We start from the raw sequence: 24,126 nt of genomic DNA on the forward strand, positions 1-24,126 counted from the left end.
CCCCGCTGGTCCGATTGTGTGACTTTGGGACACCCGGTCGAAGGGTCGAACGTCCCTTCGCGGACGGCCGGGGTCAGCGACCGCATCCTTCTCGATGGCGGCCCGATCTCAGAGGAGATCCGGCGCGTCGACACGCAGCGTGACCGGACCAGTGGAACGACGAGCGGCGAGCGACACCCGGACACTGTGGAGACCGCGCGTCACGGCAGGACCCGAGGCGATCGGGAAGAACACGAGAGCCTGTGCCGGGTCCCCCGCGACAGGGCCGGCCACGCGGACGCCCGGGCGCTCCACCACCTCCTCCGCAGCGGCGAGGAACGCCTCGACGTCCGCGAACTCCCCCGTTACCGCGGCGATCCGGACGGCGGGCGGGAGGGAGAGCTCACGGCGCAGTGCGAGCTCTCGACTGGCAAAGCCCGCCGGATCCCACCGCACCAGTGCGGACAGCGCCTCGCTCTCGCCCGCCGTGATGACCACCCGCCCGCCCTCGTGCGCGGGCCGCACGAGCGCGGCGGCGTTGAGCCAGCGGCGCAGCGCCTCCTCGGGGGCCCGTAGGCTCTCCCGCCGCAGGAGCGCCTCGCCGTCGAGCAGGAGCGCCGCGGCGTACCCCTGCGCCGCGATGGGCTCAGCACCCACGGTCGCGACCACGAGCGCCGGGGACGCCGGAACTTCGGACTTCACGGTGTCCCCCGAGGACGTGACCACCACGGCGCCGGGGAAGGCGCGGCCCAGTTCCTCGGCCGTCCGCAGCGCGCCGATGGCGCTGCGCCGCAAGGCTCTGCCGCCGCACACGCGGCACGAGAACGTCAGCTCAGGTGTACCGCACCAGCGGCACACCACGAGGCGCTCCCTGCCCGAGGCCTGTTCGGCCAGCGGTCCCTGGCAATGCCGGCACCGGGCCGGCTCCCGGCACCGGTCGCACGCGAGCGAGGGGGCGTATCCCGCGCGCGCCACCTGGACGAGGACTGGTCCCGAGGTGAGGGCGTCCCGCGCAAGCTGCCACGCGGCGTGCGGCAGCCGGGCGACGCGGGCCAGCGGATCCCGTGCGGACTCGATGCTGTCTGCCGTGCTCGTGACCCGTGGCAGGGCGGTACGCAGCACAGACCGCTCGGCGGCAATCCTCTGAAGCCAGCCCGATTCAGCGAGCCGCTCGGCCTCGACCGAGACCGAGTGCCCCGCAAGCAGCACCGCGCACCCCGTCTGCTCAGCCCTCAGGAGCAGCACCTCGCGCGCGTGGAAGTACGGGGCGCGGGGCTCGAGGTGCAGGTCATCGCCGTCGTCCCAGCAGACCACGAGGCCGAGGTTCTCGACGGGCGCGAAGACGGACCCGCGGGTGCCGACGGCAACGTGTGCCGCCCCGGTGAGCAGCTCGAGGAAGCCGCGCGACCGGGTGCTGGGTCCGTCCTCTGCCGAAAGCCGGACGATCCGTTCCCGGGGCAGCGCCGCCTCGAGTGCCGCGTGGACGCGCAGGAGGTCACGGCGGTCGGGTACGACGACGAGCGCACCCCGCCCGGACGAGTTCGCCGCAGCGACGGCAGCAGCGATCGTATGCGGCCAGGCCTCGGCCCCGTAGCCGTGCACGGCCTGGAGGAGGGCCCGGGGGCTTCCTCCCGCGGCTAGGTGGCGCAGGTACGCCGCGCCGTTGCGCAACCGGTCCCAGCCTGCGGCCGGGTGCGGGGTGGCTGCGGCCGCGGCCGACGAAGGTTCCGCGCCCACCGAAGGCGCCCGGCCGTCGTCGTGCGTCTGCTCTGGCTGGGTCCCGGCCGCCTGAGCGCCGGAGGCGAGCGCCGCGAACTCCGCCTCGACCCGGGCTGCGCGCGGCGGGACCGCGAAGCGCAGGACGTCGCCAAGCGCGCCGGCCCACCGCTCGGCCACAGTGCCCGCGAGCTCGGCGATCTCGGGCGAGAGCACGGGCAGGGGCGAGAGGACAGCGCCCAGAGGCGCGAGGCGGACGCCCGCGTCCGAGGTGTCTCGGCGTTCGAGGAGGAACCCGACGTGCTCGCGCCCTGCCACCCGCACCTTGACGCGCACCCCCGGCAGCGCGGCGGCATCGAGCTCCTCGGTGACGAGGTAGTCGAAGCGCCGGTCCAGCTGCGGAAGCGGCGACTCGACGCACACGCGGGCCACGGGCCGGTTCGCGGCAGGCCGCGGGCCGGGTGGGGCCAGCTCGGCCAAGGGGAACCCGCTCAGCAGTGAGGGCTGAACGGGATCGGCGTGCGGCCGCCCTTCGGTCATGGCGTGCGCCTCGCGCGCGTCACGCGCCGAAGAAGTCCTTGAGCTGCTGGACCCGGTCGAGCCGCTCCCACGTGAAGTCGGGCTCCTCGCGGCCGAAGTGTCCGTGCGCGGCCGTCCTCGCGTAGATGGGGCGCTTGAGGTCGAGGGCCTCGATGATGGCCCGAGGCCGCAGGTCGAAGACCTCGTTGATCGCGGCGCTGATCCGCAGGGGGTCCACGCTCTCAGTGCCGAACGTCTCAACGTAGATGCCGACGGGACGAGCCTGCCCGATCGCGTAGGCGACCTGGATCTCAGCGCGACGGGCAAGGCCCGCGGCGACCACGTTCTTCGCGACCCAGCGCATCGCGTACGCGGCCGAGCGGTCCACCTTGGACGGGTCCTTCCCGGAGAAGGCACCACCCCCGTGCCGTGCGAACCCGCCGTAGGTGTCCACGATGATCTTGCGGCCCGTGAGGCCGGCATCGCCGACGGGACCGCCGATGATGAACGCGCCGGCGGGGTTGAGGATGTTCCGGACGTGACCGGTCTCGAGCTCGGCCATCGCGAGGACCGGCTTGACCACGTGGTCCTCGAGGTCGGCGCGAAGGGTCGCGAGATCGGTTCCCTCGGCATGCTGGCTCGAGATGACGACCGTCTCGATGCTCACGGGACGATCGCCGTCGTACCCGATGGTGGCCTGGGTCTTGCCGTCCGGGCGCAAGTACGCAAGCTCGCCGCTCTTGCGGACCTCGGTGAGGCGCTCCGAGAGGCGGTGCGCGATCCAGATCGGCGTGGGCATGTACGTGGCGGTCTCGTCCGACGCGTAGCCGAACATGATGCCCTGATCGCCTGCGCCCTGCCGGTCGTACTCGTCCTCCATCGTGCCCTCGCGAGACTCGAGGGAGTTGAACACGCCGTCGAAGATGTCCGAGGACTGCTGCCCGATCGAGACCGACACGCCGCACCGCGCGCCGTCGAAGCCGTTCGCTGACGAGTCGTAGCCGATCCCGAGGATCGTATTGCGCACGATCTGGGGGATCTCGACGTAGGCGTCGGTCGTGACCTCGCCCGCAACGTGCACGAGCCCCGTCGTCGCCATCGTCTCCACCGCGACCTTGGAATCCGGGTCCGCGGCGATGAGCGCATCGAGGATCGAGTCGCTGATCTGGTCGCAGATCTTGTCCGGGTGCCCCTCCGTCACGGATTCGGACGTGAAGAGGCGCAGCGCATGCGCGCTGGAAAGTGGTGCGTGGGTCACTGGTCTACTCTACTGGCTCTCTCTGCGGCCGATGGTCGGGCCCCTGGTCGGTACCGAGCGCCTGGGCAATGCGGCGCACGACGGCGCCGGCCACCTCGTCCTTGCTGCCCGCCGCGCGCTCTGGCTCGCTGCCATCCCGCGCGAGGATGAGCGCGGAGTTGTGGTCCTGCCCGAAGACACGCTCGGCACCGGACTCGTCGGCGCCTACCTCGTTCAGCACGAGCAGCTCGCAGCCCTTCCGGGCGAGCTTGGCCAGGCCATACTCGAGCGCGGTCCCACCGCTGTCCCCGGTCTCGGCGGCGAAGCCGACGATGAGCTGGTCCGGCGGCGTCCCGTCCGTGCCGGCGTTCCTGCGCTGGACGAGTTCAACGAGAATGTCCGGATTGCGCACGAGAGTGATGACGGGATCCGCCATGTGGTCGCGCTTCTTGATCTTGCTGGGCTGCAGCTCGGACGGCCGGAAGTCGGCAACGGCCGCGGCCATGACCACCACATCCGCGGCGGGCACGTGGGCAAGCATCGCGTCGCGCAGTTCGAGGGCAGAGTCCACGCGCACCACGTCGGCACCGTCCGGTGGGGCGACGTCGATGTGGGCCGCGACGAAGGTCACGTCCGCGCCAGCCGCGATGGCAGCCCTCGCAATCGCGGCACCCTGCTTGCCAGAGGATCGGTTGCCGAGGAAGCGCACCGGGTCGATGGGCTCACGGGTCCCGCCCGCGGAAACGACCACGCGTCTGCCGGCGAGGGGGCGGGAGGCGGGTTCAGCGCCCAAATGCGGGGCGTCGTCGTGCGCTTCTGCGATCAGCGCGAGGGCCGCGGCGAAGATCTCCTCCGGGTCGGGCAGGCGCCCCGGGCCGCTGTCGGCGCCCGTGAGCCGGCCGACCGCGGGGTCGAGGACATGGACCCCGCGTTCGCGCAGGAGCGCGACATTGGACTGGGTGGCAGGATGGCGCCACATCTCGGTGTGCATGGCCGGTGCCATAAGCACCGGGCAGCGCGCCACGAGGAGCGTGTTGGTCAGAAGGTCATCGGCGTGGCCGCCTGCCGCGCGGGCCAGGAGATCGGCTGTTGCCGGGGCGACGACGATGAGCTCGGCCTCGTGGCCGAGGCGCACGTGGTTGACCGTCTCGACAGCCTCGAACACCTCGGTCCGCACCGGCCTGCCTGAGAGGGCTTCCCACGTAGCCTTGCCGACGAACTTGAGCGCCGACTCGGTAGGCACAGCGGTCACACTGTGCCCGGCCTCCGTGAAGAGGCGGAGCAGGAGTGCCGCCTTGTAGGCGGCGATGCCGCCGCCCACTCCCAGGACAATGCGCACGCGGCCGGTCTCCTACTGGTTCTCGGACTCCGTGCCGGACTCTTCTTCGGCGGCCACCGGGGTCGCCACGAGGAGGCCCTCATTGATCTCGCGCAGGGCGATCGACAGCGGCTTCTCATTCAGCTTCGTGTCGACGAGCGGGCCGACGTACTCGAAGAGGCCCTCATGCAGCTGGGCATAGTAGGCATTGATCTGGCGGGCGCGCTTGGCCCCGAAGATCACGAGGCCGTACTTCGAGTCAGACTTCGTCAGCAGATCGTCGATCGGCGGGTTGATGATGCCTTCGGGAGTCGAGGACACGGTGAATCTCCAATGCTCTTCGTGACGGGTTACCGGTGCGCTAGCGCGCCGCGGGGCGGGCGTGCGGGGTAAGCCCCATGAGTGACACAAGTTCGTCTGCCGCGCGCTTCACGTCGTCGTTGACGACCGTGACATCGAATTCGGGCTCGGCAGCGAGCTCTATTTTAGCCGTTTCGAGGCGGCGCTGCTGTTCCTGGGCGGTTTCAGTGCCGCGACCGCGGAGCCGACGGACCATTTCGTCCCAGCTCGGGGGCGCCAGGAACACGAATCTGGCGTCCGGCATCGCAGCCTTGACCTGGCGTGCGCCCTGGAGGTCGATCTCGAGCAAGACGTGCCTGCCGGCCTCAATTGCCTCCTCGACCTTGTGGCGCAGGGTACCGTAGCGGTTCTGGCCGTGGACCACGGCCCACTCGAGGAAGGCGCCCTCCTCGATCAGGCGGTCGAAGTCCTCGCCGGTCCTGAAGAAGTAGTGGACCCCGTCCTTCTCGCCCTCGCGGGGCGCGCGGGTGGTCGCGGAGACCGAGAGCCAGACCTCGGGGTAGGTGTCGCGGATGTAGGTCGACACCGTGCCCTTGCCCACGGCGGTCGGTCCCGCGAGTACCGTCAACCCGCCGTGGCCACCGCGCCCACCGTGCCGGTCGGCCGTCTGGCCCTGTTCGTGCTCCACGCTTTCCCTTCGTCAAGGCCCGGTGCGCCGTACGGCCCCGGACATTGTTCAGCTTGCCAGAAAATCTACCAGCGCCCGCCGCTGGTGGACGCCGAGGCCCCGCAGCCGACGGCTCGGGGCGATCCCGAGGGACCCGAGGATCGCGAGGGCCCGCACGGGCCCCACACCGTGGACGCACTCGAGCATCTCGGTCACCTTGAGTCGGGCAAGGGCCTCATCCGCGTGGGCACGCGCGAGCAGGTCCTCGACGGTGAGATCGCCCGAACGCAGCGCTGCCTTCGCGCGAGATCGGATGCCGCGGGCCGCCATGGCCTTGCCGAGCGCCGCACGCCGCTCCTCGGGTGTCAGGGGTTCCAGGGCCACGTGCACTGCCTCCGCTCACCTCGGTGCTCACCTCACGCCCGGGCCGAGAGGTCACGCCGGGCTTGCCTCGAACCTAGACCCGCCGCCCGGCGCTTGGCAACGCGTCACGAGCCCCCACCGGCACACGAGCCAGACCGGCGGCCGGATGAGGACAAGCGGGATCAGGACACGGCGAGCGAATCAGCCAGCCAAGCCGGCGAGCGTCCGCTCCGCGCGTGCACGGACGCCGCCAGCGTCGGGACCGCCCACGAGGATGTCCCTGCTCGATGTGCCCAGCACCTGGCCATATGCCGCCCCGAACGTCTCCCGGAGCGCGGCCGGAGTCGCCCCCTGCGCACCAAGCCCCGGGGCGAGCAGCGGACCTCTCACCGCGGCGAGATCGAGCCCGAGGCGCTGGACGGCGTCGCCGACCGTCGCGCCGACCACGAGGCCCACGGATCCATGGCCCCGCGCAGCTCCGGCGTACCTGCGGTTCTCGGCGGCCGCCGCATCGACGATCCTGCGCGCCACGGACGCGTCCCCGCCCACGTGCTGGACGGAGGCCCCCTCGGGATTGGAGGTGAGCGCAAGGACGAACACGCCCCGGCCCGTCTCGGCCGCCAGGTCGAGGGCGGGCCGGAGCGACTCGAACCCGAGGTACGGGCTCAAGGTCACGGCATCGGCAGCGAGGGGGGATTCCTCCCCCAGCCACGCCTGTGCGTAGGCGGCCATCGTCGAGCCGATATCGCCCCTCTTGGCGTCGGCGATGGTCAGCAGGTTCGCCTCTCGGGCAGCTGCGAGCAGCTCCTCGAGGACCGCGATCCCCGCGGACCCGTGGCGTTCGTAGAGCGCCACCTGCGGCTTGAGCGCGGCCGCGACGTCGGCGACCGCGGTCAGGACCGTCGCCGAGAAGCGGCGGAGGCCCTCGGCGTCGTCCGTGAGTCCCCACGAAGCGAGGAGCGACGGATGCGGATCAACGCCCACGCATAGCGGCCCGCGCCGGCCGACGGCGGCTGCGAGCCGCTCGCCGAACGGCGAGCGGCTGCCGACCACGGGGCCTGCGTCAGGCATGCGCGGGCTCCTCGGAGGACTCCGTACCGTGGCCTTCGGCGCTCGTGTCCTCGACGCTCGCACGCAGTGCGGCCGCGTGCTCCTGAAGGCTCGTAACGCCCCACTCGAAGCTGCGCATCGCCTCGATCGCGAGGACGGCGAAGTTGAACTCGGCGACCGTCGTGATGCACGGCTTGCCGTTCGACGTCGCCGCGGCCCGGATCTCGTAGCCGTCTCCACGGGCAGTTCCGCCGGATGGCGTGTTGAAGACCATGTCGATCTTGCCGTCATTGATGAGGTCGACGATCGTGCCCTCACCCTCACGGGCCGCGGCCGGGCTCTGGGCCACCGCCGCGCCCGAGGCCTCCGTCACCTTGCGCACGACGGTTGCGTTGATGCCGTTGCGGTTCAGGACCGCGGCGGTGCCGCCCGTCGCGACGATCTCGAAGCCGAGGTCCGAGAGCTTCTTGACGGCCAGGATGATCGAGCGCTTGTCCCGGTTAGCCACCGAGACGAAGACGCGGCCGGACGTCGGCAGAGCGCTGTTGGCCGCGGCCTGGCTCTTGGCGAAGGCCGTGTCGAAGTGCTTGTCGATGCCCATGACCTCACCCGTGGACCGCATCTCGGGGCCGAGCAGGCTGTCCACGACCGTGCCCTCCGGCGTCCGGAAGCGGCTGAACGGGAGGACCGCCTCCTTCACGGCCACCGGCGCATTCGCGGGGACGTGCGTGCCATCACCCGTCTCGGGGAGCATGTGGTACGCGGTGCGGAGCTGCTTGACCGTCACGCCAGTGCCGATCAGCGCCGCCGCCTTGGCCAGCTGGACGCCCGTGGCCTTCGAGACGAACGGCACGGTGCGGGACGCGCGCGGGTTCGCCTCGAGGACGTAGAGGACGTCCGCGGCGAGTGCGAACTGGATGTTGATCAGACCGCGGACGCCCACGCCCTCCGCGATCGCCTCGGTCGCGGAACGGACCCGATCGGCCACGTCCGTGCCCAGCGTGAAGGGAGGGAGCACGCACGCCGAGTCGCCGGAGTGGATGCCCGCCTCCTCGATGTGCTCCATGATGCCGCCGAGGAACAAATCGGTGCCGTCGTAGAGGGCGTCCACGTCGATTTCGATCGCGTCCTCGAGGAAGCGGTCGATCAGCACGGGGTGGTCCGGGGTGATCTCGGTCGCGTTGTCGATGTAGCGGTGCAGGTTGGACTCGTCGTAGACGATCTCCATGCCGCGGCCGCCGAGCACGTACGACGGACGGACCAGGACGGGGTAGCCGATCTCGTCAGCGATGCGCTTTGCCTGTTCGAAGGACACTGCGGTGCCGTTCTTCGGCGAGACCAGTCCCGCGTCATCGAGCACCTTCGCGAAGGCGCCACGGTGCTCGGCAAGGTCGATCGCCTCCGGGGACGTGCCGAGGATCGGCACGCCGGCATCTTCGAGCTGCTGGGCGAGCTTGAGGGGCGTCTGGCCCCCGAGCTGGACGAACACGCCGATGACCCCGCCGGTCCGCTCCTCGGCCGCGACCACCTCGAGCACGTCCTCAAGGGTGAGGGGCTCGAAGTACAGGCGGGTCGAGATGTCGTAGTCCGTGGAGACGGTCTCCGGGTTGCAGTTGACCATCACGGTCTCGTAGCCGGCCTTGCGCAGGGCCATGGTCGCGTGGACGCACGAGTAGTCGAACTCGATGCCCTGGCCGATCCGGTTCGGACCTGATCCGAGGATGATGATCGAGGGCTTCCCATGCAGCGCAATTTCATCCTCCTCGTCATAAGAGGAGTAGTGGTACGGCGTGTAGGCCGCGAACTCGGCGGCGCACGTGTCCACGGTCTTGTACACGGGCCGGACTCCGAGGGCCTGCCGGACTCCTCGCACCACAGCCTCAGACGAATGCGTGAGGGCCCCGATCTGCTCGTCCGAGAAGCCGTGGCGCTTCGCGAGCCGGAGGATGTCCTCGGTCAGGGCCGGTGCAGCGTGGACCTCCGCCGCGACCTCGTTCAGGAGCACGAGCTGGTCCAGGAACCACGGATCGATCTTCGTCGCCTCATAGAGGTCCTCGACCGTGGCTCCGCCCAGGAGCGCCCGCTGCACCTGGGACAGTCGGTCGGTCGTCGGCCGCTTGGCCTTCTCGATCAGCCCGGCGACCTCGTAGTCCGGCACCGGCGAGAAGTCGAGCTGGGCGCCCTTCTGCTCGAGGGACCGCAGGGCCTTCTGGAGGGCCTCGGTGAAGTTGCGCCCGAGCGCCATGGCCTCGCCGACGCTCTTCATGGTCGTGGTCAGCGTCGGGTCCGCGGCAGGGAACTTCTCGAACGCGAAGCGCGGGACCTTGACCACGACGTAGTCCAGCGTCGGCTCGAAGCTCGCCGGAGTCTTCTGCGTGATGTCATTGGGGATCTCGTCGAGCGTGTAGCCGAGAGAGAGCTTCGTGGCGATCTTGGCGATTGCGAAGCCCGTGGCCTTCGAGGCGAGGGCCGAGGAACGGGAGACGCGCGGGTTCATCTCGATGACGACGACGCGGCCGGTGGTCGGCTCGACCGCGAACTGGATGTTGCAGCCGCCCGTGTCGACGCCGACCTCGCGGATGACGGCGATCGCGACGTCCCGCAGCTTCTGGTACTCGCGGTCGGTGAGCGTCAGAGCCGGGGCGACGGTGATGGAATCGCCCGTGTGGACGCCGACCGGGTCGAAGTTCTCGATCGAGCACACGACGACGACGTTGTCGTTCTTGTCGCGCATCATCTCGAGCTCGTACTCCTTCCAGCCGAGGATGCTCTCCTCAAGGAGCACCTCGGTGGTCGGGCTGTACTGGAGCCCCTGGCCGACGATCCGGTGCAGGTCCGCCTCGTTGTAGGCCAGACCCGAGCCGAGCCCTCCCATCGTGAAGGAGGGGCGGACCACGAGCGGGTAGCCGAGGTCACCGGCGGCCGCGAGGGCCTCATCCATCGTGTGGACGATGTGGCTGCGGGCACTCTCGGCCCCGCAGCGCGCAACGACGCCCTTGAACTTCTCGCGGTCCTCGCCGAGCTCGATCGCCTCGATATTCGCGCCGATGAGCTCGACGTCGTACTTCTCGAGCACGCCGTTCTTGTCCAGGGCGATCGCCGTGTTGAGCGCGGTCTGGCCGCCGAGGGTGGGGAGGATCGCGTCAGGGCGTTCCTTCGCGATGATCTTCTCGACCACGTCCGGCGTGATCGGCTCGACGTAAGTAGCGTCCGCGAACTCGGGATCGGTCATGATCGTCGCCGGGTTCGAGTTGACGAGGATGACCCGCAGGCCCTCCTCCTTGAGGACGCGGAGGGCCTGCGTGCCGGAGTAGTCGAACTCTGCGGCCTGACCGATGACGATCGGGCCCGAGCCGATGACCAGGACGCTCTTCAGGTCGGTACGCTTCGGCATTACTTCGCTTCCTGGGTCTTGGTGGTCTCCATCAGGTCGATGAAGCGGTCGAAGAGGTACGCGGCGTCGTGCGGCCCGGCCGCCGCCTCGGGGTGGTACTGGACGGAGAAGGCGGGGATGTCGAGGCAGGCGAGACCTTCGACGACCTGGTCGTTGAGGCTGATGTGGCTCACTTCGACGCGCCCGTAGCGCTCCTCGGGCGCGAGGGTGGCGCCCTCGAGCGGGGCATCGACCGCGAAGCCGTGGTTCTGGCTCGTGATCTCGACCTTGCCCGTGCGTCGGTCCATGACCGGCTGGTTGATGCCGCGGTGGCCGTAGCGGAGCTTGTAGGTGCCGAACCCGAGGGCGCGGCCCAGGATCTGGTTGCCGAAGCAGATGCCGAAGTACGGCAGCTTCGTATCCAGCACCGAGCGGAGCAGCCTCACCTGGGCATCCGCCGTCGCGGGATCGCCGGGACCGTTGGACATGAAGAATCCGTCGGGGCTGGCTGCCGTGACGTCCTCGACCGTCGCGGTGGCGGGCAGTACGTGCACCCGTACGCCGCGCTCGGCGAACCGGTGCGGCGTCATGGCCTTGATGCCGAGGTCGATGGCCGCGATCGTGAACCGGGGCTCGCCCGTCCAGCCATGGTCGGAGGGCTCCACAGTGTAGGCCTCGTCGACGCTGACCTCCTCGGCGAGACGCGAGCCCTCCATCGGGGCACCCGCGAGCACGTCGTCGAGCAGTTCGCTGTCCGAACGCCGCGCCGCATCGCCGGAGAAGATCGCGGCACGCATGGTCTTGTGCTCGCGGAGGTGTCGGGTGATCGCGCGGGTGTCAACGCCCTGGATGCCCACGATGCCCTGGTCGACGAGTTCGTCGTCGAGGCTGCGCTCGCTGCGCCAGTTCGACGGGCGGCGTGCGGGATCACGCACCACATAACCGGCGACCCAGATGCGGCGCGACTCGGCGTCCTCGGAATTCACCCCCGTGTTGCCGATGTGTGGCGCCGTCTGCACGACGATCTGGCGCGCGTACGAGGGATCGGTGATCGTCTCCTGGTACCCGGTCATGCCGGTCGCGAAGACGACCTCACCGAGCGTCGAACCCATGGCGCCGTAGCTGCGCCCGCGGAACATCTTCCCGTCCTCGAGCACGAGGACTGCCGGCTGCGGGGCAGTCCCCTGCTGCGGGTTGGTCCGATCAATGGTGGCGTTCTCAGTCACTGCACACTCTTTCCCTGATCCGCGCCGCTGCCGGCCTCGGAACCCATCAAGTCTTCAATCGCTGCCACGAAGGCATTCTTCTCTTCTGCATAGCGGGGCCGGAAGCCCGTGTCCACGGCGGTCCCGCCGAGACGCCACGCAAGGACCACGAGTCCGTCCTTCTCGACGAACTTTCCCGCCATGCCGGATTCGAGCCGCACACCCTCGAGATCGTCACGCGGGATGAACACGTCGCGGGCGCCGGAGCGTTCGAACACCACGCCGGCGTCAGTCACGACCGCGTCGGCCCCCGTGCGGACACCCAGACCGTGGGCCGCCACCCTGTCGAGCCAGTCCCCAGCCGTCGTCGTGACAACGTACTGTCCGGCGCATCGGAAGCGTTCCGCGCCGGCGTCCGCGGGCGTCGGCTGCGGCGTGCCGATTCCCGACTGCCGCCGGATGCGCCGTCGCCAGCCCAGCCACATGAGTGCCAGGAGCACGAGCGCGAAGGCCAACATCTCAAGTCCAGGACCGAGCCGCTCCATCAGCGTCCCCCCGCGCGTTCGGCCACCGAGATGGGGTGCGGGGTGTTGAGGGCTCCGTCGAGCACCGTTGGGTGCCCCGCGTAGAACGTCGCGACGACGCGTCCTGGGAGCTCGCGGCCGCCGAACGGCGAGTTGCGCCCTTTCGTGGCCTGGACCGAGGGGTCAACGGTCCACCGCGCAGCGGGATCGACGAGCGTGATGTTCGCGGGCTCGCCTTCGGCGAGCGGGCGTCCCTGATCCGCAAGCCGGCCGATCGCCGCGGGAACCTCGGACAGGACGCGGGCCACGTCGCGCCAGCCCATCAGGCCGGTCTCGACCATGGCGAGCTGGACCACCGAGAGAGCCGTCTCGAGGCCCGTCATGCCCATCGCAGCCTGCACCCACTCGCACTCCTTGTGCTCGCTCGGGTGCGGCGCGTGGTCGGTGCCGACCACATCGATCGTGCCGTCGGCGAGAGCAGCGCGAAGGGCCTCGACGTCGCTGTGGGTCCGCAGCGGCGGGTTGACCTTGTAGACCGGATCGTAGGTGCGCACGAGCTCGTCCGTGAGCAGCAGGTGGTGCGGCGTGACCTCGGCGGTCACGCTGATCCCGCGGGCCTTCGCCCAGCGGATGATGTCCACCGAGCCGGCCGTCGAGACGTGGCACACATGCAGTCGGGACCCGACGTGCTGGGCCAGCAGCACGTCGCGGGCGATGATGCTTTCCTCCGCGACGGCGGGCCAGCCGGGCAGCCCGAGGATCGCCGAGACCGAGCCCTCGTTCATTTGCGCACCCGCCGTGAGCCGCGGTTCCTGCGCGTGCTGGGCCACGACGCCGTCGACGGCCTTGACGTACTCGAGGGCGCGCCGCATGAGGACGGGGTCGTGGACGCACATGCCGTCGTCCGAGAACATGCGCACCGCGGCGGCTGACTCCGCCATCGCGCCGAGCTCCGCGAGCCGCTCGCCCTTCAGGCCGACAGTCACGGCCCCCACGGGGCGGACGTCGACCCAACCGGCGCGGCGCCCGAGGTGCGCGACCTGCTCGACGACGCCTGCCGTGTCCGCTACCGGGCTCGAGTTGGCCATGGCATGGACGGCGGTGTAGCCGCCGAGGGCCGCGGCCCTTGAGCCGGTCTCGACCGTCTCGGCGTCCTCGCGGCCGGGCTCCCGCAGGTGCGTGTGCACGTCGACGAATCCCGGCAGCGCCACGAGGCCTTGCGCATCGACCACCGTTGCCCCTGCGGCGTCGAGAGCCGAACCAATCGCCGCGATCACACCGTCGGCGATGAGGAGGTCGGCGGCCGTCTCCCCGTAGAGCGAGGCGCCACGGATGAGGTAGCGGGTCGACGGCGTCATGAGGCTGTCTCCTTCAGCTGGAGTGCGGCTGCGGGCTCGCCCGCGAGGCCGCCGGACATGAGCAGGTAGAGCACGGCCATCCGGACGGACACGCCGTTGGCAACCTGCTTGAGCACCTGTGAGCGCTCGGAGTCCGCCGCTGCCGACGAGATCTCGAGGCCGCGCACCATGGGCCCGGGATGCATGATGATCGTGTCCTTGAGGCCGAGTTCGTCCAGTCGGCCGAACCTCTCATCGCCGAGGCCCCAACGGCGCGAATACTCACCCGTGGATGGGAAGTACGAGGCGTTCATGCGCTCTGCCTGGACGCGGAGCATCATGATCGCGTCCGGTCGCGACGCGATGGCCTCGTCGAGATCGTAGGAAACCGCGGAGGGCCACAGATCGACGCCGATCGGCAGGAGTGTGGGCGGGGCCACAAGCGTCACGTGGGCGCCGAGTGTCGTGAGGAGCCACACATCGGAACGGGCCACACGCGAGTGCAGGATGTCCCCGACGATGAGGACCTTCGCACCCGCCAGGTCCGCCCCGCCCGATGGGGTACCCGCGAGCTTCGACCAGTGCCGGCGGAGGGTGAACGCGTCCAGAAGCGCCTGGGTGGGGTGCTCGTGAGTGCCGTCGCCGGCGTTGACCACAGCGGCGCTGATCCAGTCCGTCGTCGCGAGACGGTGCGGCGCCCCGGAGGCCGGGTGGCGGATCACGACGGCGTCGGCGCCGATCGCCTCGAGGGTCTGGGCAGTGTCCTTGAGCGATTCGCCCTTGGAGACGGACGAGCCCTTGGCCGCGAAGTTGATCACGTCGGCGGAGAGACGCTTGGCCGCGGCCTCGAACGAGATCCGGGTCCGGGTCGAGTCCTCGAAGAAGAGGTTGACGACCGTACGGCCACGCAGTGCGGGGAGCTTCTTGACCTCGCGGGAGTTGACCGCATCCATCTCCTCGGCCGTATCGAGGACGCGGATCGCGTCCCCGCGGGAGAGGTCCCGGGTGGAGAGCAGGTGCTTCATGCGTCAGGCACCGCCCTCGGACTCGTCCCCGGGCTGGGCAGGAGCCTCGATGGCGACGAAGTCCTGAGCGATCTCGGTGTCGACTTCCGTGAGCCGCACGCGCACCTTCTCGGAGCGGGACGTCGGCAGGTTCTTGCCCACGTGGTCCGCTCGGATCGGCAGCTCACGGTGGCCGCGGTCCACGAGGACGGCGAGGCGCACCGTGCGGGGGCGCCCCAGATCCACGAGGGCGTCGAGCGCCGCGCGGATGGTCCGGCCAGAGTAGAGGACGTCGTCGACGAGGACCACGACCTTGCCGTCGATGCCGCCAGCAGGCAGGATCGTGGGAACGGGAGGCCTCGTGGGCTGGTGTGCGAGGTCGTCGCGGAACATCGTGATATCGAGCTGGCCGACGACGGCGGCGGGCTCCACCGCGGCGTCGGCGGCGGCGAGCTTGGCCGCAAGACGGACGGCCAGCGGGTATCCACGGCGCGGAATGCCGAGCAGGACGAGCCCTTCGGGACCTCGATTGGCCTCGAGGATCTCGTGCGCGATGCGGGTGAGCGCCCGGTCGATGTCCCCTGCGTTCAGGACGATCCGGGCCGAGCCGCCGTTCTTATTGGCCTTGTCGGCCCTGTCGGCGCTGCGCTGTTCTGCAGAGGCGTTCGCCACAGCAGCCCCCTTCCCCGCCTCACAGGACGGAATTAAATGAGGAAAACTGTCGATTCACGCTACCACACGGGAGCAGGTCTCCCCGGGGTCCTGTGGGCGCCGTCACCCGGGCGTGCGGGCGTGCCACCGCGCCCCGGCTAGCCTTGTGCCATGACGACCGGCAAGCCGAGGTGGGAGCGGCCCGGGCCAGGGCAGCGGCCCCCTCAGCAGGAGCTTCTCGTGCCCGTCCCGCCCCGGCGGCGGACCGATGTCCGCGCAGGGCTCCTCGCCGTCCTCGTGGCGGGCACGGGCCTGCTCATCGCGGGCCTCGCGGTCGTCGTGCCCTTCCTGGTCCGAGCGACCGGCAGCGCCGGCTTCCTCGTCGGGTTCCTGCTCTCGCTGTTCCCGCTCGTGGTCGTGCTCCTCGCCGTCCATCTCGTGGACCGTTGGGAGCCCGAGCCACGGCGGCTGCTCGCCTTCGCCCTCGCGTGGGGCGCCGTCATGGCCGTCGCCGCCACGACACTCATCCAGCCGCTCTTCATGGGCGTGTTCGGCCCGCGCGCTGCCAGCGCCGCCCAGACGGCGGAGTTCCTGGCCACGATCGAGGCGCCGGTCGTCGAGGAACTGTCCAAGGGCCTCGGCCTGCTCATCCTCATGTTCGCGGCACGCAAGTACATCGACGGGCCGGTGGATGGGATCGTCTACGGGATGACGATCGCCGCCGGCTTCGCGTTCACGGAGAACATCCTCTACTTCGGCAGGCTCTACGCGGAGACATCGGGATCGGCAGCCTCCCTCGCTGTTGTCTTCACGATGCGCGGCGTCCTCTCACCGTTCGCGCACGCGATGTTCACGGGCACGCTCGGCCTCGTCACGGGGCTCGCCGCCCGGCGGTGGAGCCCCGGCCTCGTGCTCGGCGCGTTCGCGGTGGGGCTGCTTCCCGCCATGCTCCTGCACAACATCTGGAACAGCGCCGGCGAGGACTTCTTCCTGCTGTACGTCATCGTGCAGCTCCCGCTCTTCGGCGCGGCAGTGCTCGGCGTGTACCTCCTGCGCCGCTCCGAGGCGAGGCTCACCCACAGACGGCTCGTCGAGTACGCGCAGGCTGGCTGGTTCACTCCGCTCGAGGTAGACATGCTGGCCACGCCGCGCGGCCGGCGAGCGGGCCTGAGATGGGCCGCGTCACTCGGACGCAGGAAGGCAATGCGGTCCTTCATCCGCACTGCGACGGAGCTCGCCGCCACGCGCCAACGAGTGCTCAGCGGCCGCGATGTCCGCGGCTACGCGGCGACCGAGCGCGGCCTCCTCGATCGTTCCCGGCGCGAACGGGCGGCCGTGCTCGGCATTCCCCCGACCGGACCGCAGCTGTAGACACCCCTCCCCGGGACGCCGCAGGGCCCCGCCGGAATCGGCAGGGCCCTGCGGCAGCGTCGGTCTTCGACGGTCAGGCCAGCAGCGTCGGCTTGAGCTGCTGGAGCCGGCCGAGCAGTCCGTTGACGAACGTGGGCGACTCCTCCGTGGACATCGTCCGCGCAAGGGCCACGGCCTCGCTCACCGCGACGCCGTCCGGGACCTCATCGTTGTACAGCAGCTCCCAGACGCCGATCCGCAGGATGACGCGGTCGACGGCGGGCATGCGCTCGAGCGTCCAACCCTGCGAGTACGTGCTCAGGATCTCGTCGATCTGCGCCTGCTTCGCCGTGACACCGTCAACAATCGCCACGGTGTACGGGTTGATGATCTGCTCGGTCCGATCGCGTCTGCCTTGCATGGCGTCCGACGCCGCGACGGAGCGCTGCTCCGCCTCGAAGAGGATGTCGAGTGCCCGGGCTCGGGCCTTACTGCGGGCGCTCACTAGTCGTTGACACGTCCCAGGTAGCTGCCGTCGCGGGTGTCGACCTTGACCTTGGTGCCGGTCTCGAGGAAGAGAGGGACCTGGATCTCGTAGCCGGTCTCAACGGTCGCGGGCTTGGTGCCAGCGGACGAGCGGTCGCCCTGGAGGCCAGGCTCGGTGTAGGTGATCTCGAGGGTGACGCTCGGCGGAAGCTCAACGTAGAGCGGGGTGCCGTCGTGCAGCGCGATGAGGATCGTCTGGCTCTCGAGCATGAAGTTGGCGGCGTTGCCGACAGTCGCAGCGGAGACGGTGATCTGGTCGTACGTGTCCGTGTCCATGAACACGAAGTCCTCGCCGTCCTTGTACAGGTACTGGAAGTCCCTGCGGTCCACAGTCGCGGTGTCGACCTTCGTGCCCGCATTGAACGTACGGTCGACGACCTTGCCGGAGAGCACGTTGCGCATCTTGGTGCGTACGAAGGCACCGCCCTTGCCCGGCTTCACGTGCTGGAACTCGATGACGTTCCACAGCTGGCCGTCCAGGTTCAGCACGGTGCCGTTCTTGATGTCGTTGGTGGTTGCCACGTAACGCCTCTCGTATCTTCTCTCAGAAATCCGCAGACCATTCTAACTGGACAGTACGCCCTACTGCGTCATTCCTCCTCGCCGAGGAGCTCCCGCGCGCGTCCGAGCGCCACCGTGGAGGAGTAGATCAGGCTCGCGTCGGCCGATTCCGCGACCCTGAGGTCGAGGGCCTTGGAGAAAGCCTTCGACGCCGCGGCGTACTTGCCGCGGGTGAACTGGATCTTGCCGAGATACTGCCAGATCTTGGCCTCGTGCGGGGTTCCCTTTGCCTCGGCGAGGAGCTGCTGGGCCCGCTCGACCGCACGGTCGTTGCGGTTGCTTGCCCTGAGGACGTCGAGCTCGAGGACCTTGAGCTCGAAGGACTCGGGATCCTCGTACCGGGCCGCGACGAGGATCTCGGCGGCGTTGCCCACGTGGCCACGGGCGAGTTCGACGAGCGCTCGGTCATGGGGGCTGTTGCTCGCGGTCAGGGCGTCCTGACAGCGTTCCTCGTCCACAATCTCCGTGTTCAACGTCTCCGGATTGACCGCGATGCCGGGAAATCCGGCTCTTGGCCACTCACGGCGGTCAATGATCATGCGCTCACTCCCTGTGAGATCTCCTGATACGCCGCGAACAGCAAGGAGGTATCAGGCACCTCGAGGATGCCGGGCTTGGCGACGCCGTCGAGCACCACGAAGCGGAGCAGATCCCCGCGGGACTTCTTGTCGCGGCGCATGCCGTCCAGGAGGGCCTGCCAGCGGTCGCCCCGGTATGAGGTCGGCAGGCCAAGGGACTCGAGGATGCTGCGGTGGCGGTCGGCGACGTCGTCCTCGAGCCGGCCCACGCTGCGGGCGAGCTCGGCTGCGAACATCATGCCGATGCTCACGGCCGCGCCGTGCCGCCAGGAATAGCGTTCCGCGAGCTCGATCGCGTGGCCGAGCGTGTGCCCGTAGTTGAGGATCTCGCGGAGGCCCGCCTCCTTGAGGTCCGCGGAGACAACCCCCGCCTTGACGGCAATCGAGCGTTCGATAAGCTCCCGCACCACGTCGGAGGCGGGATCCGCGACGGCCTCCGGGTCCTTCTCGATGAGGTCGAGGATGACCGGATCGGCGATGAACCCGCACTTGACCACTTCAGCCATGCCGGACAGCAGCTCGTTGCGCGGCAGGGTCGCGAGGGCGTCGAGATCGGCGAGAACAGCCGCCGGCGGATGGAAGACGCCGACGAGGTTCTTTCCCTCGGCGGTGTTGATACCGGTCTTGCCGCCCACGGCGGCGTCGACCATGCCGAGGAGGCTCGTCGGCAGGTGGATTATGCGCACGCCGCGCAGCCAGGTCGCTGCGACGAAACCCGCGACGTCGGTCACCGCGCCGCCACCGACCGAGACGATCGCATCGGAGCGCGTGAAGTCATTCTGCCCCAGGACTTGCCAGCAGAACGAGGCGACCTGGATGTGCTTGCCCTCTTCTGCATCGGGGATCTCGGCCGTGAGGGCGGTGAACCCCTCCCCCTCGAGCGACTCCCGCACGGCGTCTCCCGTCGCGCGCAGTGCCCGCGGGTGGATGACGAGGACGCGCCGAACCCGCTCGCCGAGCAAGGGGGCGAGGCGGTCGAGCAGACCGTGTCCCACGACCACGTCGTAGTTCTCGGACGGGGTGCTCCCCTTGACCTTGATGACTGCAGCGTCGCTGCTCATACGATGGCTCCCTCGTCAACGCGGCAATGACCCTCCGCGATCTCTTGCGCGATCTGCGCGGCCACCTCGGCCGCGGTCCTGTGGCCCGTGTCCAGGCTCAGAGTCGCGAGCGACTCGAACACGGGGCGCCGCCGGTCCATGAGGGCCTTCCAGCTGTTCTCTGCGTCTCCGTGCAGCAGCGGGCGGTCGGCACTGCCCGCAAGCCGCGGTGCGACGTCGTCCCACGAGGCCCGCAGGTAGATCCGGTGGGCCCCGCCGAGTCGAGATCTCGTCTCCTCGCGGAGCACGGAACCTCCCCCGAGGGCAAGCACGAGTCCGCGGGGGTGCTCCTGCGAGAGGACCATGGCGATCACCTCCGCTTCGGCCTGCCTGAAGGCCTCCTCGCCGTGGGCCGCAAAGATCTCAGGGATGGGACCGTGCTCGGCTACCACGAGGGCATCGGTGTCGAGGAACTCGGCACCCGTCAGGCCCGCGAGGGAGATTCCGACCGAGCTCTTGCCCGAGGCCATCGGACCGAACAGCACCACGGGGCGGTCAAGCCGGCAGGATCCCGCCGTCATCCGGCCACCGAGTCGAGGGCAGGCGGAATGGAGGCAACGAAGGATTCGAGGTTCCGACGCGTCTCGGCGACCGAGTCGCCGCCGAACTTCTCGAGGACGGCCTGGGCGAGCACGAGGGCCACCATGGCCTCGGCAACCACACCGGCGGCCGGCACCGCGCAGACGTCCGAGCGCTGGTGGTGGGCCTTGGCGGACTCCCCCGTGGACACGTCGATGGTGCGGAGGGCGCGGGGAACGGTCGCAATTGGCTTCATGGCCGCGCGGACGCGCAGGACATCGCCGATGCTCATGCCGCCCTCGATCCCGCCTGCCCGATTCGTCGAGCGGACGATCTTGCCGTTCTCATCGCGCACGATCTCGTCATGCGCGGCCGAGCCGCGGCGGGCCGCGGTGCGGAAGCCGTCCCCGACCTCGACGCCCTTGATGGCCTGGATGCCCATGAGCGCGCCGGCGAGGCGTGCGTCGAGCCGGCGGTCCCAGTGGACGTAGCTGCCGAGGCCCGGCGGAAGGCCGTAGGCCAGCACCTCGACGACGCCGCCGAGGGTCTCGCCCTCCTTGTGGGCAGCGTCGACTTCGGCGACCATCGCCCGAGAGGTCTCGGCGTGAAAGCAGCGGAGCGGGTCGGCGTCGAGTGCGGCGACGTCCGAGGGCAGCGGAACGGGCGCGTCCTCGGGGACGGCGACCCCCGCGATCTGGGTCGTGTGGCTGACGAGCTCGATCCCGAGCTCCCTCAGGAAGGCCGCCGCCACGGTGCCGAGTGCCACCCGGGCAGCCGTCTCGCGGGCGGAGGCGCGCTCGAGCACAGGACGGGCCTCGTCGAACCCGTATTTCTGCATTCCGGTGAAGTCTGCGTGACCGGGACGTGGACGCGTGAGCGGGGCATTGCGCGCCTGACCCTCGAGCTCGGTGGGATCGACAGGGTCGGCCGCCATGGTCTGCTCCCACTTCGGCCACTCGGTGTTGCCCACCTCGACGGCGACGGGCCCGCCCTGGGTCCTGCCGTGGCGCACGCCGCCCACGATCGTGACGGCGTCCTGCTCGAACTTCATCCTGGCGCCGCGGCCATAGCCGAGGCGGCGCCTCGCGAGGGCCTGACGGATGTCCTCGCTGGTGAGTGCCACGCCCGCGGGGAGCCCTTCGAGGATGCCAACGAGTGCCGGGCCATGAGACTCACCGGCAGTCAACCAACGCAACATGACCTCCATCCTGCCACGCGGCTGCGCTACGCGGTGCGCCGGGGTACGCCCACTGAGTCACACATCACATCTATGACGGCGGGCGAGCGCGCATCCTCTCGTCCCGTGAACAGCACGATCTGCTCGACCGCCTGGTACACGAGCATCTCGAGGCCGTGCAGCACGCGGCCGCCTCTGGCCTCCCAGGCCTCGCCGAGCTGGCTCGGCCACGGGTCGTACGCGACGTCGAGCAGGACACGCCGCGCGCCGTCGTGCGTAGGGGCAACGCCCGCCAGCCGTGCGGCCAGGCCGTCCGCCGCGCGCGGAGGCAGGGTGCTCACGACGGCGTCTGCCGCACTCAGGCGCGCGGCTCCGGCATCGATCGGGGAGACAGTGACGCCCAGGCCCAGCCTCTCCGCGAGCGAGGCGGCAACCCCGGAGCGGGAGGCGTCCCGCACGAGGAACTCGATGCGGTCCGCGCCCAGCTCCCGGAGCGCTGCGACGGCCGCAAGGGCGGTGTTGCCCGCCCCGACCACCACGGGATCGTAGGCGCGGGCGAGGCCAGCGTGACGGAACGACTCCGTGATGCCGGCAACGTCCGTGTTGTACCCGACGAGCACGGGGCCGCCGCTGCCCTCCTCGACCACCACGGTGTTGAGCACGCCGAGGCTGGCGGCGAGGCCTTCGAGCCGGTCGACGAGCGGGACAAACGCGGCCTTGAGCGGCATCGTCACGGAGAGGCCGCGCCAACCGGGCTCGGACCGCACGCGTCCCGCGAAGCCGGGAAGCTGCGCCTCTGTCAGGTCGAATGACCCATATTCCATGTCCACGCCGAGCAGCCCGTACGCGGCGCGGTGCAGCGCCGGTGACTTCGAATGGCCGATCGGATGGCCGAGGACAGCGGCACGCAGGGGTGTCACTGGAGCTCTCGCGTCACTGGCACTTCCCCGCGTTGGCCTGGCACCACTGCTGGTACTGCTGGGCGTAGATCTGGTGCTGCGCGTACGTCGAGGAGAACTTCGTCTCGCCGGTGTCCAGATTCACGGTGACCCAGTACAGGTAGTTGTTGGGCGTGGGGTTCGCGGCGGCATTGAGCGCCTTCGTGCCCGGCGAACCGATAGGCCCTGCGGGCAGCCCGGTGTGCTGGTACGTGTTGTACGGGTTGCTTGCGTCCGCCTTCTCCGCATCGGTGATGTGGTAGCTCTTCTTGCCGAGGCCGTAGGTGACCGTGGCGTCCGACTGGATGAGTCCGTTGGTCTCCGGGTTCGGCTTGAGGCGGTTGTAGATTGCCCCCGCCACGTTTCCGTAGTCGGCCTGCCCGCCTTCGGCCTGGACGATGCTGGCCACCGTGAGGACGTCATACTGCTTGTCCGGATCCGTGACTCCCGCGGCCTTGAGCGTGTCAAGCGTCGTGGAGACCAGCTTGGTGAGGATGTCCTTGGCAGACGTTCCGACAGGGAATCTGTACTCCCCCGGTGCCAGATAGCCCTCGAGGCTCTTCGCCTTGGCCGGCAGCCCGAAGTCCCCGGGTTTGGCGTTCAGCGCGTCGAGGTCCTTCCGGTTCACCGAAGCGGCCTGGGCGATGGCGTCGAGGGACTCGCCTACCCGCATGCCGGCATTGAGGGCGAAGTAGATGACCTTGTCGTTGGATGAGCCCGTCAGGATCTGGGCGGCCGCGGCAGAGGTCATCTCCTTCTTGAAGGTGTAGTCGCCCGGGTGGAGGCTGCCTCCCGCGGCGGCGAACGCCTTGAGGAACGTCGCGGAGTCCGCGATGACATCCTGCTTCTCGAGCGTGCTGGCGACGGCGGCCGGCCCCGAGCCCGGCTGCACGGTCACGACGACCGAGCCGGTGCCCGGTCCCGGGAAGTCCTTGACCTTGTCCAAACCAAGGATCGGTTTGAGGAATTGGACGCCCAGCAGCACGGCGCCCACGAACAACGCGAGGGCGAGGGTCAGGCCGATGATCACGCGGAACCGGCGCCGTCGACGGGGCGCAGCCTTCGCGACAACAGGGTCGCCGAAGACGGCATGGGAGTCATCGAACGGATGGGTCTCCTCCACCGGGTGGGCATAGTGGGCCGAGTCGAGCGGAGGAAGATCCTCGTGCAGATCCGCCGGGTCCGCCAATGCCGGCTCGTGGTACGTGTCGTTGTACGTGTCCCAGGGGTGCACGGTCGCATGCTCGGGCTCGGGTTCGGCGACCGCGATGGCCGAGTCTCGGGCGAAGGCCTGGGCGGCGGCAGGGAAGACGTTGCGCACAATGGGAGCGTCCTCCGATGCCGGAACGCGTCTCACTGGCCGGGTCGCAGGCTGGGCTTCCGGCACGGCCGGGAAGTAGGCGGTCGCGGCGGGCTCGACCGGACTGCCGGGAGAGGCTGCAGGCTCGGACGACGGCGCAGCGAAGGAAGCGTCTTCCCGCTCAGACAGCGCGGGGAAGGCCTCGACGGCAGCGGTCCGCCCTGCGGGGACCGGCGTGGGGAGGATCGACGGCGCTCCGGCGTCGGCCAGCGCGACGGGAGACGGCGGGGAATAGGCCGGCGAGCCCGATCCAGCCGAGGGCGGGTAGGAACCCCAGCCCATTGCGGCCGAAGTCGGCTGCAGCGAGCCAGCGTCGCCCGGCGCCACGGACGCCTTGGCCGCCGACGCCAGGTCCGCAGGCGCCGGCGCAGCCTCGAAGCTCCGCGCGCGACGCCGTCCGTGGATGCCGTGCTGGCCAGTTCCCTCGCCCACTGCCGGCTCCATGCCTGAATCCGGGCCGGGCGGGCCCGCCGCCTGCGGCCCCGCCGACTGCGGAGGGCGCACCTGGGACGGCGCTGAAGGCCATGATGGAGCCTCAGTACGCGCCGGCTCGGCAGCCGGGCGGCGCTCCGGCGCATCGGGTACCGCCGGTGGGCTGCTGGACGACGGCGCTGGCGCTGCAGGGGCTCGTCGCTGGGGCGCGAGCATGCGCTGCTGCGACTCCTGGCGTGCACGCTCCAGCTCGCGCAGCTCGCGGCGGGTCAAGGGCCGGTCAGGCACGGCGGGGGTCGTGTTCTCCTGGGGGTCCATCCTC

The 24,126-nt window shown here is 69.8% G+C and carries 22 protein-coding genes; 1 reads left to right on the plus strand and 21 read right to left on the minus strand.

The annotated features are described in order from the left end of the window. Positions 1–108: 108 nt before the first annotated feature. The 13 genes from RBS60_RS14740 to pyrR all read right to left on the minus strand — a co-directional run bounded on the left by RBS60_RS14740 (position 109) and on the right by pyrR (position 15,264). A complete protein-coding gene (locus RBS60_RS14740) occupies positions 109–2,235 on the minus strand; it encodes a primosomal protein N' (RefSeq protein ID WP_307958329.1) in 2,127 nt (708 codons plus the stop codon). 19 nt (positions 2,236–2,254) lie between these two features. Then, entirely contained in the window at positions 2,255–3,472 is a 1,218-nt protein-coding gene (gene metK, locus RBS60_RS14745) for a methionine adenosyltransferase (RefSeq protein WP_307958330.1), read from the minus strand. Positions 3,473–3,476: 4 nt separating this feature from the next. Continuing rightward, the gene (gene coaBC / locus RBS60_RS14750) at positions 3,477–4,790 is read right to left on the minus strand and encodes a bifunctional phosphopantothenoylcysteine decarboxylase/phosphopantothenate--cysteine ligase CoaBC (RefSeq protein ID WP_307958331.1); all 1,314 of its coding nucleotides are present in this window, start codon (positions 4,788–4,790) and stop codon (positions 3,477–3,479) included. Between the two features lie 12 nt (positions 4,791–4,802). Continuing rightward, positions 4,803–5,090 carry a DNA-directed RNA polymerase subunit omega gene (gene rpoZ, locus RBS60_RS14755; RefSeq protein WP_307958332.1) on the minus strand — a complete coding sequence of 96 codons (288 nt, stop codon included), beginning with the start codon at positions 5,088–5,090 and terminating at the stop codon, positions 4,803–4,805. Between the two features lie 40 nt (positions 5,091–5,130). After that, positions 5,131–5,757: a guanylate kinase gene (gmk, locus tag RBS60_RS14760; RefSeq protein ID WP_307958333.1), complete on the minus strand. Its 627-nt coding sequence runs from the start codon at positions 5,755–5,757 to the stop codon at positions 5,131–5,133. A gap of 48 nt (positions 5,758–5,805) precedes the next feature. Continuing rightward, the gene (gene mihF / locus RBS60_RS14765) at positions 5,806–6,120 is read right to left on the minus strand and encodes an integration host factor, actinobacterial type (protein WP_307958334.1); all 315 of its coding nucleotides are present in this window, start codon (positions 6,118–6,120) and stop codon (positions 5,806–5,808) included. A gap of 180 nt (positions 6,121–6,300) precedes the next feature. Then, positions 6,301–7,170 carry an orotidine-5'-phosphate decarboxylase gene (gene pyrF, locus RBS60_RS14770; protein WP_307958335.1) on the minus strand — a complete coding sequence of 290 codons (870 nt, stop codon included), beginning with the start codon at positions 7,168–7,170 and terminating at the stop codon, positions 6,301–6,303. After that, on the minus strand, positions 7,163–10,543 hold the full coding sequence (carB, locus tag RBS60_RS14775) for a carbamoyl-phosphate synthase large subunit (RefSeq protein WP_307958336.1): 3,381 nt from the start codon (positions 10,541–10,543) through the stop codon (positions 7,163–7,165). Before carB ends, pyrF begins: the two co-directional genes overlap by 8 nt. Then, complete coding sequence (gene carA, locus RBS60_RS14780) at positions 10,543–11,748, minus strand: glutamine-hydrolyzing carbamoyl-phosphate synthase small subunit (RefSeq protein WP_307958337.1); 1,206 nt, start codon at positions 11,746–11,748, stop codon at positions 10,543–10,545. Before carA ends, carB begins: the two co-directional genes overlap by 1 nt. Beyond that, positions 11,745–12,272 (minus strand): hypothetical protein, encoded by a 528-nt coding sequence (locus RBS60_RS14785; protein ID WP_307958338.1) that lies wholly within the window; start codon positions 12,270–12,272, stop codon positions 11,745–11,747. The genes carA and RBS60_RS14785 overlap by 4 nt, the downstream gene beginning before the upstream one ends. Beyond that, positions 12,272–13,609 carry a dihydroorotase gene (locus RBS60_RS14790; protein ID WP_307958339.1) on the minus strand — a complete coding sequence of 446 codons (1,338 nt, stop codon included), beginning with the start codon at positions 13,607–13,609 and terminating at the stop codon, positions 12,272–12,274. Before RBS60_RS14790 ends, RBS60_RS14785 begins: the two co-directional genes overlap by 1 nt. Then, positions 13,606–14,613, minus strand: coding sequence for an aspartate carbamoyltransferase catalytic subunit (locus RBS60_RS14795; protein WP_307958340.1), 1,008 nt, complete (start codon positions 14,611–14,613; stop codon positions 13,606–13,608). Before RBS60_RS14795 ends, RBS60_RS14790 begins: the two co-directional genes overlap by 4 nt. A gap of 3 nt (positions 14,614–14,616) precedes the next feature. Beyond that, positions 14,617–15,264, minus strand: a complete 648-nt coding sequence (gene pyrR, locus RBS60_RS14800; protein ID WP_307958341.1) for a bifunctional pyr operon transcriptional regulator/uracil phosphoribosyltransferase PyrR — start codon at positions 15,262–15,264, stop codon at positions 14,617–14,619. 150 nt (positions 15,265–15,414) lie between these two features. Here pyrR and RBS60_RS14805 point away from each other — a divergent pair, with 150 nt between their 5' ends. Beyond that, on the plus strand, positions 15,415–16,614 hold the full coding sequence (locus RBS60_RS14805) for a PrsW family intramembrane metalloprotease (protein ID WP_307958342.1): 1,200 nt from the start codon (positions 15,415–15,417) through the stop codon (positions 16,612–16,614). A gap of 73 nt (positions 16,615–16,687) precedes the next feature. On the opposite strand, the gene nusB is transcribed toward RBS60_RS14805, so the two are convergent. From nusB to mltG, 8 genes are all read right to left on the minus strand, one after another. Continuing rightward, positions 16,688–17,098 carry a transcription antitermination factor NusB gene (nusB, locus tag RBS60_RS14810; protein WP_307958343.1) on the minus strand — a complete coding sequence of 137 codons (411 nt, stop codon included), beginning with the start codon at positions 17,096–17,098 and terminating at the stop codon, positions 16,688–16,690. Then, positions 17,098–17,661 carry an elongation factor P gene (gene efp, locus RBS60_RS14815; RefSeq protein WP_307958344.1) on the minus strand — a complete coding sequence of 188 codons (564 nt, stop codon included), beginning with the start codon at positions 17,659–17,661 and terminating at the stop codon, positions 17,098–17,100. Before efp ends, nusB begins: the two co-directional genes overlap by 1 nt. A gap of 68 nt (positions 17,662–17,729) precedes the next feature. Next, a complete protein-coding gene (locus RBS60_RS14820) occupies positions 17,730–18,239 on the minus strand; it encodes a tetratricopeptide repeat protein (RefSeq protein ID WP_307958345.1) in 510 nt (169 codons plus the stop codon). Then, a complete protein-coding gene (gene aroB / locus RBS60_RS14825) occupies positions 18,236–19,339 on the minus strand; it encodes a 3-dehydroquinate synthase (protein ID WP_307958346.1) in 1,104 nt (367 codons plus the stop codon). The genes RBS60_RS14820 and aroB overlap by 4 nt, the downstream gene beginning before the upstream one ends. After that, positions 19,336–19,899 (minus strand): shikimate kinase, encoded by a 564-nt coding sequence (locus RBS60_RS14830; protein WP_307958347.1) that lies wholly within the window; start codon positions 19,897–19,899, stop codon positions 19,336–19,338. Before RBS60_RS14830 ends, aroB begins: the two co-directional genes overlap by 4 nt. Next, positions 19,896–21,095 carry a chorismate synthase gene (aroC, locus tag RBS60_RS14835; RefSeq protein WP_307958348.1) on the minus strand — a complete coding sequence of 400 codons (1,200 nt, stop codon included), beginning with the start codon at positions 21,093–21,095 and terminating at the stop codon, positions 19,896–19,898. The genes RBS60_RS14830 and aroC overlap by 4 nt, the downstream gene beginning before the upstream one ends. Positions 21,096–21,121: 26 nt before the next feature. Continuing rightward, a complete protein-coding gene (locus tag RBS60_RS14840) occupies positions 21,122–21,994 on the minus strand; it encodes a shikimate dehydrogenase (protein ID WP_307958349.1) in 873 nt (290 codons plus the stop codon). A gap of 13 nt (positions 21,995–22,007) precedes the next feature. Beyond that, entirely contained in the window at positions 22,008–24,122 is a 2,115-nt protein-coding gene (gene mltG, locus RBS60_RS14845) for an endolytic transglycosylase MltG (RefSeq protein ID WP_307958350.1), read from the minus strand. Positions 24,123–24,126: the final 4 nt, after the last annotated feature.

It is taken from the genome of Sinomonas sp. ASV486 (genome assembly GCF_030908215.1).
Classification (GTDB): domain Bacteria; phylum Actinomycetota; class Actinomycetes; order Actinomycetales; family Micrococcaceae; genus Sinomonas; species Sinomonas puerhi.

Coding starts and splice junctions, on each gene's coding strand:
- RBS60_RS14740 (WP_307958329.1), bottom strand. CDS start 2,235: ATGACCGAAGGGCGGCCGCACGCCGATCCCGTTCAGCCCTCACTGCTG.
- pyrF (WP_307958335.1), bottom strand. CDS start 7,170: ATGCCTGACGCAGGCCCCGTGGTCGGCAGCCGCTCGCCGTTCGGCGAG.
- carB (WP_307958336.1), bottom strand. CDS start 10,543: ATGCCGAAGCGTACCGACCTGAAGAGCGTCCTGGTCATCGGCTCGGGC.
- RBS60_RS14785 (WP_307958338.1), bottom strand. CDS start 12,272: ATGGAGCGGCTCGGTCCTGGACTTGAGATGTTGGCCTTCGCGCTCGTG.
- RBS60_RS14790 (WP_307958339.1), bottom strand. CDS start 13,609: ATGACGCCGTCGACCCGCTACCTCATCCGTGGCGCCTCGCTCTACGGG.
- RBS60_RS14795 (WP_307958340.1), bottom strand. CDS start 14,613: ATGAAGCACCTGCTCTCCACCCGGGACCTCTCCCGCGGGGACGCGATC.
- RBS60_RS14805 (WP_307958342.1), top strand. CDS start 15,415: ATGACGACCGGCAAGCCGAGGTGGGAGCGGCCCGGGCCAGGGCAGCGG.
- RBS60_RS14820 (WP_307958345.1), bottom strand. CDS start 18,239: ATGATCATTGACCGCCGTGAGTGGCCAAGAGCCGGATTTCCCGGCATC.
- aroB (WP_307958346.1), bottom strand. CDS start 19,339: ATGAGCAGCGACGCTGCAGTCATCAAGGTCAAGGGGAGCACCCCGTCC.
- RBS60_RS14830 (WP_307958347.1), bottom strand. CDS start 19,899: ATGACGGCGGGATCCTGCCGGCTTGACCGCCCCGTGGTGCTGTTCGGT.
- aroC (WP_307958348.1), bottom strand. CDS start 21,095: ATGTTGCGTTGGTTGACTGCCGGTGAGTCTCATGGCCCGGCACTCGTT.
- mltG (WP_307958350.1), bottom strand. CDS start 24,122: ATGGACCCCCAGGAGAACACGACCCCCGCCGTGCCTGACCGGCCCTTG.